Genomic DNA, 9,491 nt, shown 5'->3' on the forward strand with positions numbered 1-9,491 from the left:
GGGCGACTGCCTGATCGCCATTTCCGCCAGCGGCACGACGCCCTATGCCGTGCGGGCCATCGAGGAGGCTGCCCGCCGCGGCGCTGCCACCATCGGCATCGCCAACAACAGGGACTCTGCGCTGCTGCGCCAGGCACAAACCGCCATCCTGCTCGAAACGCCGCCGGAACTGATCGCCGGCTCCACGCGCATGGGCGCCGGCACTGCCCAGAAGATCGCGCTCAACATGCTGTCGACGCTGACCGCCATCCATCTCGGCCATGTGCATGACGGCTACATGGTCAATCTCATGGCCGACAACATCAAGCTGCGCGACCGCGCGGCGCGTATCGTCGCCGCCGTCAGCGGCCGCGGCACGGACGAAGCGGCCCGCCTGCTCGAAAAGAGCGGCGGCGCGGTCAAGACCGCCATTCTGCTCGCCGCCGGCGCCGACAGCACTGACGCGGCGCAGAAGATACTGGAAGAGGCCGGCCAGAAGTTGCGGCCGGCCCTTTCCGCTATAGAGGGGAGCAAGGGCTCAAAAGCCTCTGTTCTCATCAAAACCGAACCTGAAAAAGGTCAACAGGGAGACTGAGCATGACAACGAAACTACTGACGGCACTGCTTTTGGGCACCAGCATTCTCGGCTCGGCCGGGTTGGCTCACGCCGACGACGTAACGCTCAACATCGAAAGCTGGCGCGGCGACGACCTTGCCATCTGGAAGGACAAGCTGATCCCGGCTTTCGAAGCCAAGAACCCGGGCATCAAGGTCGTGTTCGCACCGTCGGCTCCGACCGAATATGACGCCGCGCTCGGCGCCAAGCTCGCCGCCGGCTCGGCGGGCGACCTGATCACCTGCCGCCCGTTCGACAAGTCGCTTGAGCTGTTCAAGAAGGGCAACCTTGCCGATCTCTCGGCGCTGCCCGGCATGGAGAACTTTTCGCCGGTGGCCAAGTCCGCCTGGCAGACCGACGACGGCAAGGCGAGCTTCTGCGTGCCGATGGCTTCGGTCATCCACGGCTTCATCTACAACAAGGACGCCTTTGACAAGCTCGGCATCAAGGTGCCGGAGACCCGCGACGAGTTCTTCGCCGCGCTCGACAAGATCAAGGCCGACGGCACCTACATCCCGATGGCGATGGGCACCAAGGATCTCTGGGAAGCCGCGACCATGGGCTACCAGAACATCGGCCCCAACTACTGGAAGGGCGAGGACGGCCGCGCGGCGCTGATCAAGGGCGATCAGAAGCTGACCGACAAGGACTGGGTCGCGCCGTATGAGGAACTGGCCAAGTGGAAGCCTTATCTCGGCGATGGCTTCGAGGCGCAGACCTATCCGGACAGCCAGAACCTGTTCACGCTCGGCCGCGCCGCCATCTACCCGGCCGGCTCGTGGGAGATCGGCCTGTTCAACACCCAGGCGCAGTTCAAGATGGGCGCCTTCCCGCCGCCGGTCGAGAAGGCCGGCGACACCTGCTACATCTCCGACCATACCGATATCGGCATGGGCCTGAATGCGGCTTCGAAGAACGCCGATGCGGCCAAGACCTTCCTGTCCTGGGTCGCCTCGCCGGATTTCGCCACCATCTACGCCAACGCACTGCCGGGCTTCTTCAGCCTGAACTCCTCGCCGGTGAAGATGGAAGACCCGCTGGCGCAGGAATTCGTCTCCTGGCGCGGCAAGTGCAAGTCGACGATCCGCTCGACCTACCAGATCCTGTCGCGCGGCACGCCGAACCTCGAGAACGAGACCTGGGTTGAATCGGCCAACGTCATCAACGGCACCGATACGCCGGAAGCGGCGGCCAAGAAGCTGCAGACCGGCCTCGACAGCTGGTACCATCCGGCCAAGTAAGAGCTCAGGTAATGGAACCGGCCGGCGCACGCCTGGCCGGTTCCGGACTACCTCATTCAAAGTGCGCCTATTCAGATTGCGATTGTCGGCACCGCCTCCCGGCCTTACCCTCTCTTCGGGGAAGGCTAGCTGATCAGTCGCAGGCCTTTGTTCCTGCCGCATCGGCAGGAATGGTCGGGCCGTGCATCGAGGCATCATCTAGATCGATACCCTTTGGAACCGAGAGACGGCGGGGACCGAACTCATGGCCGCAGATATCAGACCGAAAAGACCGTTCCGCTGGCATATAGGCGTCTTCCTGGCGCCGGCGGTGCTTGTCTACACGGCAATCATGATCCTGCCGCTCGCCGGCACGCTGCAGCTCTCGCTGTTCCGCAACATCGAGCAGCACCAGGTCTTCGTCGGGCTGGAAAACTTCCGCATGCTGTTCGGCGATCCCAACTGGTCGGTGGGTTTCTGGAACGCGCTGAGGAACAACACCTGGTTCTTTATCATCCACATGCTGGTGCAGAACCCGATCGGCGTCATGCTGGCCGCGCTTCTGTCCAGCCCGAGACTGAGGTTCGCGGCCTTCTACCGCACGGCGATCTTCGTGCCGACCATCCTGTCCTTCGTCATCGTCGGTTTCGCCTGGAAGCTGATCCTGTCCCCGTTGTGGGGCGTAGCGCCGCATCTGATGGATCTCGTCGGCCTGAAAAGCCTGTTCACGCCATGGCTCGGCAAGGAACAATATGCGCTCACCGCACTCAGCCTGATTTCGGTGTGGCAGTTCGTCGGCATCCCGATGATGCTGATCTACGCCGCCCTGCTGTCGATCCCCGAAGAGGTGATCGAGGCCGCCGAATGCGATGGCATCACCGGCCTGGCGCAGTTCTGGAAGATCAAGCTGCCGCTGATCCTGCCGTCGATCGGCATCATCTCGATCCTCACCTTCGTCGGCAATTTCAACGCCTTCGACCTGATCTACACCGCGCAAGGCGCGCTCGCCGGGCCGAACTATTCGACCGATATTCTCGGCACTTTCCTCTACCGCGCCTTCTTCGGCTTCCAGCTGCAGGTCGGCGACCCCAATATGGGCGCGGCGATCGCCACGATGATGTTCCTGATCATCCTCGGCGGCGTCTGCGTCTATCTCTTTCTCGTCCAGACGCGCCTGCGTCGCTACCAGTTCTGAGGGGCCGAGAGATGAGCACCGCCACCCGTTCCGTACCCCGCACCATCGGCGCCCATGCGATCCTGTTGACCTACACGGTGATCGCGCTGTTTCCGGTGATCCTGGTGATCATGAACTCGTTCAAGTCCCGCGCCGGCATCTTCGGCGCGCCGCTGACGCCGCCGACGCCCAAAACCTTCGACCTGATCGGCTACACCACCGTCATCGGCCAGGGCGACTTCATCCACTATTTCCAGAACAGCCTCGTCGTCACCGTCGCCTCCCTGTTCCTCGTGCTCCTGTTCGGCGCCATGGCGGCGTTCGCGCTGTCGGAATACCGCTTCCGCGGCAACTCGCTGATGGGCCTCTATCTGGCGCTCGGCATCATGATCCCGATCCGGCTGGGCACCGTCGCCATCCTGCAATTGATGGTGGCGAGCGGGCTGGTCAACACGCTGACGGCGCTGATCCTGGTCTACACCGCGCAAGGCCTGCCGCTTGCCGTGTTCATCCTGTCGGAGTTCATGAAGCAGGTGTCCGACGATCTGAAGAATGCCGGCCGCATCGACGGCCTGTCGGAATACACCATCTTCTTCCGCCTGGTGCTGCCGCTGGTCAGGCCCTCGATGGCAACCGTCGCCGTCTTCACCATGATCCCGATCTGGAATGACCTGTGGTTCCCGCTGATCCTGGCGCCGTCGGAAGAAACCAAGACGGTGACGCTCGGCGCGCAGCTCTTCCTCGGCCAGTTCGTCACCAACTGGAACGCTATCCTGGCGGCGCTGTCGCTGGCGATCATGCCGGTGCTGATCCTCTACGTCATCTTCTCGCGGCAGTTGATCCGCGGCATTACTTCCGGAGCGGTGAAGTGAGCGGCGGGGAAGAAGCTATCGTACAGGCCCTCGTCGAGACAGCGAGCCACTATGGATTCCGGGGCGTTCGCGCCAAAAATTTCTACCGAGAGTGGCCGGAGACGATCTGTGTGCTGAACCTTCAGAAGTCTTCCTGGGGTCCGCAATTCTATATCAACGCTGCTGTCTGGTTTGCACGGCTTGGGCCGGAGCGCCGGCCGAAGGAATACAATTGTCACATTCGTTGGCGCGTCAATTCCCAGATGGAAGACGAGCAGTCGAAAGCGTTCGAGCAGGCGCTCAACCTTGAGCATCCCTTGCCTGATGATCAGAGGCTTTCACTGATCAAGGACGGAGTTGATGCCTATGGCTTTCGACTTTTGTCCCGGTGTGACAGCGAAGAAGCAGCCCTGCGGGTCGCAGATGAATGTGAGCCACAGGTGATGGTGGCTCTCGCAGCCCGCAGTCAAGAAAAGGCGAATTGAAATGGCCCAACCCCTGCGTGTCGTCGTCGCCGGCCTCGGCAATATGGGCCGCAGCCATGCGCTGGCCTACCATACCAATCCAGGTTTCCAGATCGCGGCGCTGATCAATCGCTCCGACGTGCCGCTGCCGGACGGGCTGTCGGGTTACGGCATCAGGCGCTCCTTCGACGAGGCATTGCGTGACGAAAAGCCCGATGTCGCCTGCATCGCCACCTATTCCGACAGCCATGCCGACTATGCGGTGAAGGCGTTCGAGGCCGGTTGCCACGTCTTCGTCGAAAAGCCGCTGGCAACGACGGTGGCCGATGCCAGGCGCGTCGTCGCGGCGGCCAAGGCCAACGGCAGGAAGCTGGTGATCGGCTACATCCTGCGCCATCACCCGTCCTGGATCAGGCTCATCGCCGAAGCGCGCAAGCTCGGCGGCCCCTACGTCTTCCGCATGAACCTCAACCAGCAATCCTCGGGCCATACCTGGGAGACGCACAAGCAGTTGATGCAGACGACCTCGCCGATCGTCGATTGCGGCGTGCACTATCTCGACGTCATGCTGCAGATCACCGATGCGAAGCCCGTGGAAGTGCGCGGCATGGGCGTGCGGCTGACCGACGAGGTCGCGCCCTCGATGTACAATTACGGCCACTTGCAGGTGCTGTTCGATGACGGTTCGGTCGGCTGGTATGAGGCCGGCTGGGGGCCGATGATTTCGGAAACCGCCTTCTTCGTGAAGGACGTCATCTCGCCCAATGGCTGCGTGTCGATCGTCATGAAGGAAGGTGTGAAGTCCGATGACATCGACACCCACACCAAGACCTCGACCATCCGCCTGCACAATGCGGCGACCGGCGCGGACGGCAAGTTCGCCAAGCCAGACGAGATGTTGTCGATGGAGGGCGAACCCGGCCATCAGGACCTCTGCGACCTCGAACAGGCCTTCGTGCTGAAGGCAATCCGCGAGGATCTCGATCTCACCAAACATATGGACGACGCGGTCAAATCGCTCGCCGTCTGCCTTGCCGCCGACGAGAGCGTGCGCAGTGGCGCCGCCGTCAAACTCTAGAACAGGGACGAAGCCGTGGGCTCGCTGAACATCGAGAACGTGAAGAAGGCCTTTGGGCCGGTCGAGGTGCTGAAGGGCATCAACCTCGAAGTGAACGACGGCGAGTTCGTCGTTTTCGTCGGGCCGTCCGGCTGCGGCAAGTCGACCCTGCTCAGGGTCATCGCCGGACTGGAGGATTCGACCTCGGGCCGCGTCGTCATCGATGGCGCGGACGTTTCGGCCACGCCGCCGGCCAAGCGCGGCATCGCCATGGTGTTCCAGACCTATGCGCTCTATCCGCATCTGACGGTGAAGAACAATATGGGCCTCGGCCTCAAGCAGGCCGGCACGCCGACCCCGGAGATCGAGCGCCGCATCGGCATCGCCTCGTCGATGCTGTCGCTGGAGCCCTATCTCGAAAGGCGGCCGGCCGAACTCTCCGGCGGCCAGCGTCAGCGCGTCGCCATCGGCCGCGCCGTGGTGCGCGAGCCGAAGCTGTTTCTGTTCGACGAGCCGCTGTCGAACCTCGATGCCGCGCTGCGTGTCAACACGCGGCTCGAGATCGCGCAATTGCACCGCCGGCTGAAGGCGACGATGATCTACGTCACCCACGACCAGGTCGAGGCGATGACCCTGGCCGACAAGATCGTGGTGCTCAACGCAGGGAAAATCGAGCAGATCGGTGGCCCGATGGAGCTCTACAATTCGCCGGCAAATGAGTTCGTCGCCGGCTTCATCGGCTCACCGAAGATGAATTTCGTCGACGGCGCCCGTCTCGGCGAAACCGCCAGGACCATCGGCGTGCGGCCGGAACATCTGACCGTCGATCCGAAATCCGGCTCCTGGAAGGGAACGGTGGTGCACGCCGAGCATCTCGGCGCCGACACCAACCTCTATCTCGACTGCGAGAAGGCCGGGCTGATCACCGTGCGGATTTTTGGTGTTTACGATGCCGAGCCGGGTGCCACGCTGTATGCGACGCCGGATCCGGCGAAGACGTATCGGTTTGGTGCGGATGGGAAGGTGCTGAAGTAGATACGCCGGCGCAGCCCCCTCACCCAGCCTCCGCTTCGCTCGGCTGACCTCTCCCCGAGGGGAGAGGAGATTGTCAGCGCCGACGCCAGTCTCTTCTCCCCAGCGGGGAGAAGGTGGCCGCGAAGCGGCCGGATGAGGGGGCAGCGCCGACCCCGAAATGTACTGCCTAAACGTCCGCCTTGAACGTCTGCTTCTGCTGCCCCAGGCCTTCAATGCCCAGTTCAACCACATCGCCGGCCTTCAAGAACACCGGCGGCTTCATGCCCAGCCCGACGCCGGGCGGCGTGCCGGTGGAGATGATGTCGCCGGGGTGCAGCGACATGAACTGGCTGAGATAGGAAACCAGATACTTGACGCCATAGACCATGGTCTTGGTCGAGCCGTTCTGCATCGTCTTGCCGTTGACGGTCAGCCACATTTTGAGGTTCTGCGGGTCGGCCACTTCGTCTTTGGTCACCAGCCATGGGCCGGTCGGGCCGAAGGTGTCGCAGCTCTTGCCCTTGGTCCACTGGCCCTGGCGCTCGGCCTGGAAGGCGCGTTCGGAGACGTCGTGGGCAACGCTATAGCCGGCAACATAGTCGAGCGCATCGGCCTCGCTGACATATTTGGCGGTTTTGCCGATGACCACGGCCAGCTCGACTTCCCAGTCGGTCTTCTCCGAGCCGCGGGGGATCAGCACGTCGTCATCCGGCCCGACAATGGCCGAGCTTGCCTTCATGAAGATGATCGGCTCCGGCGGCACGGTGGCGCCGGTCTCGGCGGCGTGGTCGGAATAGTTCAGGCCGATGCAGATGAACTTGCCCGTGCCGGCAACGCAGGCGCCGAGGCGCGGGCTGCCGGAAACCGCCGGCAGCGACTTCGGATCTAGCTTGGCGAGTGCTGCCAGCGATGCCGGATCGAGTGCCTTGCCGCCGATATCGGTGACGTGAGCGGAGAGATCACGGATCGTTCCATCCGCATCGAGCAGGCCGGGACGTTCGCTTCCCACCTCGCCATAGCGCAGCAGTTTCATCTAAATCCTTCTCCTGATTGCGGCCTCGCGGCCTTTTGCAAACTTTCCGCCAAGGCGATTGCTCCTTCAAGGAACCGGCGGACCGTACTCACCGACCTGACTACGGACAAGCGCGATCGCCATACAAGATAGCCGGCGCGCGGGATTTTCAGACTGTTCGATCCCCTGTTGAACGCCGGCAACGGGCCAGATCGTCCGGCCCACGCAAGATTCCGCAGTCAGATCGACCAGCCGCCGTCGATATTGTAGGCCTGCCCGGACGTGTACGTGGCGCCGGCCAGGTAGACGGCCAGATCGGCGATTTCCTCCGGCGTGCCGAGCCGGCCCATCGGCTGGCGGGCGATGAAGGCGGCGCGGGCGGCATCATAGTCGCCTTGCGCGTGCATGCGGTCCTGCAGCGACGGGCTCTCGACCGTGCCGGGGCAGATGGCGTTGCAGCGTATGCCCTTGCCGACATAGTCGGCGGCTATCGCCTTGGTCAGGCCGATGACCGCGGCCTTGGTCAGGCCATAGACGAAGCGGTTGGGCACGCCCTTGGTGGAACTGGCCAGCGAGGCCATGTTGATGATCGATCCGTCGCCGCGTTCCAGCATGCCGGGCAGCACGGCCCGGCTGGTGCGGATCATGGCGCGGACATTGAGGTTCAGCGCGAAATCGAGGTCGCCGTCCTTCATCTCCAGGATCGAGCCCGAATGGACGAAACCGGCGCAATTGAACAGCACGTCGACGACACCGATCTCGGCAAAGGCGGCGTTGACGGCTTCGTCGTTGAGCACGTCCAGCTTGCGGGTCTTGATCCCTGGCGTCTTGGCGAGTTCCGCCAGCAGCGTCTCGTTGATGTCGGTGGCGTAGACGATGGCGCCGGCTTTTGCGAAGGCCAGTGCGCTCGCCTTGCCGATCCCTTGCGCCGCTGCCGTGACGACAACGACCTTGCCTGCCAGATCCGCCATGCTGTTCTCCTCGTCCGCTGGGATAGTCCGGGTCTACCTGCGGCTGGCCAAGGCGTCATGTGCCAGTCACGCGTGATCGTGCAGCCTGCGCCGTTGACCGTTCACTGATAAAGATGTTTTTTCTCGTTAAAGAACATCTGTCCGGGCGTCAAGCCCGAACACGATCTGAACAGTACCGGCAGGCCATCAATCGCCGTAAGGCACCCAGACATTCTTGACCTCGACGGCGCGGCGTAGGAAGGCGTCGCCGGCGGCTTGGTCGGATGCCCAGTCGATGCCGCGGCCATTGCCGCTCCAGACGCGCTTGAGGTTGCCGATGGACTCGGCTTCCGCCTTGGCGCAGGTCTCGGCATCGGCGAACACCCAAAGCCCGTCGACATCGTCATGCTTGGCCAGCACGCCGGCGAGTTCGGCGCTGCGACCGGTGACGATGTTGATGGCGCCTGAGGGAATGTCGGAATATTCGATGACCTGGTAAAGATCGGTCGCCAGCAGCGGGTAGCGCTCCGACGGCACTGCGACCACGGTGTTGCCCATCGCAAGTGCGGGTGCAATCAGCGAGATCAGGCCGAGCAGCGGCGAGGCATCCGGCGCGACGATGCCGACGACGCCGACCGGCTCGTGCAGCGCCAATGTCACGGCACGCGCGGGCGGTTGGTGCACGCGGCCCTCGAATTTGTCGGCCAGACCGGCATAGAGGAACAGCCGCTCGATGGATTGTTCTACCTCTTCCCGCGCGGCCTTGGGCGTGGCGCCGGTCAATTCGGTGAGACGGGCGGCGAACTCGCCGGCGCGGCCGGAAAGGTTCTCGGCCAGATAATAGAGCACCTGGGACCTGTTATAGGCGGTCGCCTCCGGCCAGGCCTTGGCACCGCGGGCGGCGGAGACGGCATCGCGGATATCCTTGCGGCTACCGAGCCCAACTTCGCCGGCAAGCTTGCCTTTGGCGGTGGCGATGGCGAGCGAATAATTGCCGTCCGGCCGTACCTGCTTGCCGCCGATGAACAGCTTTGCCGTACGGTCGATTGCCGCGCCGTCGGCCTGCTCGACCGGTTGCGCCGACATCGTCGCCGGCTTGATGACCGGGCCGAGCGGCAATTTTGCCGTGAGATATTCGAACATACCCTCGGGCG

10 protein-coding genes are annotated in these 9,491 nt (G+C 63.2%); 7 read left to right on the forward strand and 3 right to left on the reverse strand.

All coding sequences use genetic code 11. The features are described 5' to 3' along the window. From EN884_RS13790 to EN884_RS13820, 7 genes are all read left to right on the forward strand, one after another. On the forward strand, positions 1-574 hold a 574-nt coding region (locus tag EN884_RS13790; RefSeq protein WP_128360583.1), incomplete at its 5' end, for an N-acetylmuramic acid 6-phosphate etherase. Positions 575-576: 2 nt separating this feature from the next. After that, the gene (locus tag EN884_RS13795; RefSeq protein ID WP_013528574.1) at positions 577-1,836 is read left to right on the forward strand and encodes an ABC transporter substrate-binding protein; all 1,260 of its coding nucleotides are present in this window, start codon (positions 577-579) and stop codon (positions 1,834-1,836) included. Between the two features lie 244 nt (positions 1,837-2,080). Then, the gene (locus EN884_RS13800) at positions 2,081-3,010 is read left to right on the forward strand and encodes a sugar ABC transporter permease (RefSeq protein ID WP_013528573.1); all 930 of its coding nucleotides are present in this window, start codon (positions 2,081-2,083) and stop codon (positions 3,008-3,010) included. 11 nt (positions 3,011-3,021) lie between these two features. Continuing rightward, positions 3,022-3,861, forward strand: a complete 840-nt coding sequence (locus EN884_RS13805; RefSeq protein WP_013528572.1) for a carbohydrate ABC transporter permease — start codon at positions 3,022-3,024, stop codon at positions 3,859-3,861. After that, positions 3,858-4,325, forward strand: coding sequence for a DUF4304 domain-containing protein (locus EN884_RS13810; protein WP_013528571.1), 468 nt, complete (start codon positions 3,858-3,860; stop codon positions 4,323-4,325). The genes EN884_RS13805 and EN884_RS13810 overlap by 4 nt, the downstream gene beginning before the upstream one ends. A gap of 1 nt (position 4,326) precedes the next feature. Then, a complete protein-coding gene (locus EN884_RS13815) occupies positions 4,327-5,382 on the forward strand; it encodes a Gfo/Idh/MocA family oxidoreductase (RefSeq protein ID WP_024502144.1) in 1,056 nt (351 codons plus the stop codon). A 15-nt stretch (positions 5,383-5,397) separates the two neighbouring features. Further along, the gene (locus tag EN884_RS13820) at positions 5,398-6,396 is read left to right on the forward strand and encodes an ABC transporter ATP-binding protein (RefSeq protein WP_024502143.1); all 999 of its coding nucleotides are present in this window, start codon (positions 5,398-5,400) and stop codon (positions 6,394-6,396) included. Between the two features lie 166 nt (positions 6,397-6,562). On the opposite strand, the gene EN884_RS13825 is transcribed toward EN884_RS13820, so the two are convergent. The 3 genes from EN884_RS13825 to EN884_RS13835 form a co-directional block, all read right to left on the reverse strand. Beyond that, the gene (locus tag EN884_RS13825) at positions 6,563-7,408 is read right to left on the reverse strand and encodes a fumarylacetoacetate hydrolase family protein (protein ID WP_024502142.1); all 846 of its coding nucleotides are present in this window, start codon (positions 7,406-7,408) and stop codon (positions 6,563-6,565) included. Positions 7,409-7,626: 218 nt separating this feature from the next. Continuing rightward, positions 7,627-8,358: an SDR family oxidoreductase gene (locus EN884_RS13830; protein ID WP_013528567.1), complete on the reverse strand. Its 732-nt coding sequence runs from the start codon at positions 8,356-8,358 to the stop codon at positions 7,627-7,629. Between the two features lie 186 nt (positions 8,359-8,544). Further along, positions 8,545-9,491: aldehyde dehydrogenase family protein (locus EN884_RS13835; protein ID WP_128360584.1), on the reverse strand; the 947-nt coding region annotated here is incomplete at its 5' end.

This window comes from Mesorhizobium sp. M7A.F.Ca.AU.001.01.1.1, from assembly GCF_004022735.1.
In the GTDB taxonomy this organism is placed as follows: domain Bacteria; phylum Pseudomonadota; class Alphaproteobacteria; order Rhizobiales; family Rhizobiaceae; genus Mesorhizobium; species Mesorhizobium ciceri.

Bases quoted from the DNA above. Each gene is read 5' to 3' on its own strand.
- EN884_RS13795 (WP_013528574.1), top strand. From the start codon at position 577: ATGACAACGAAACTACTGACGGCACTGCTTTTGGGCACCAGCATTCTC.
- EN884_RS13800 (WP_013528573.1), top strand. From the start codon at position 2,081: ATGGCCGCAGATATCAGACCGAAAAGACCGTTCCGCTGGCATATAGGC.
- EN884_RS13805 (WP_013528572.1), top strand. From the start codon at position 3,022: ATGAGCACCGCCACCCGTTCCGTACCCCGCACCATCGGCGCCCATGCG.
- EN884_RS13815 (WP_024502144.1), top strand. From the start codon at position 4,327: ATGGCCCAACCCCTGCGTGTCGTCGTCGCCGGCCTCGGCAATATGGGC.
- EN884_RS13825 (WP_024502142.1), bottom strand. From the start codon at position 7,408: ATGAAACTGCTGCGCTATGGCGAGGTGGGAAGCGAACGTCCCGGCCTG.
- EN884_RS13830 (WP_013528567.1), bottom strand. From the start codon at position 8,358: ATGGCGGATCTGGCAGGCAAGGTCGTTGTCGTCACGGCAGCGGCGCAA.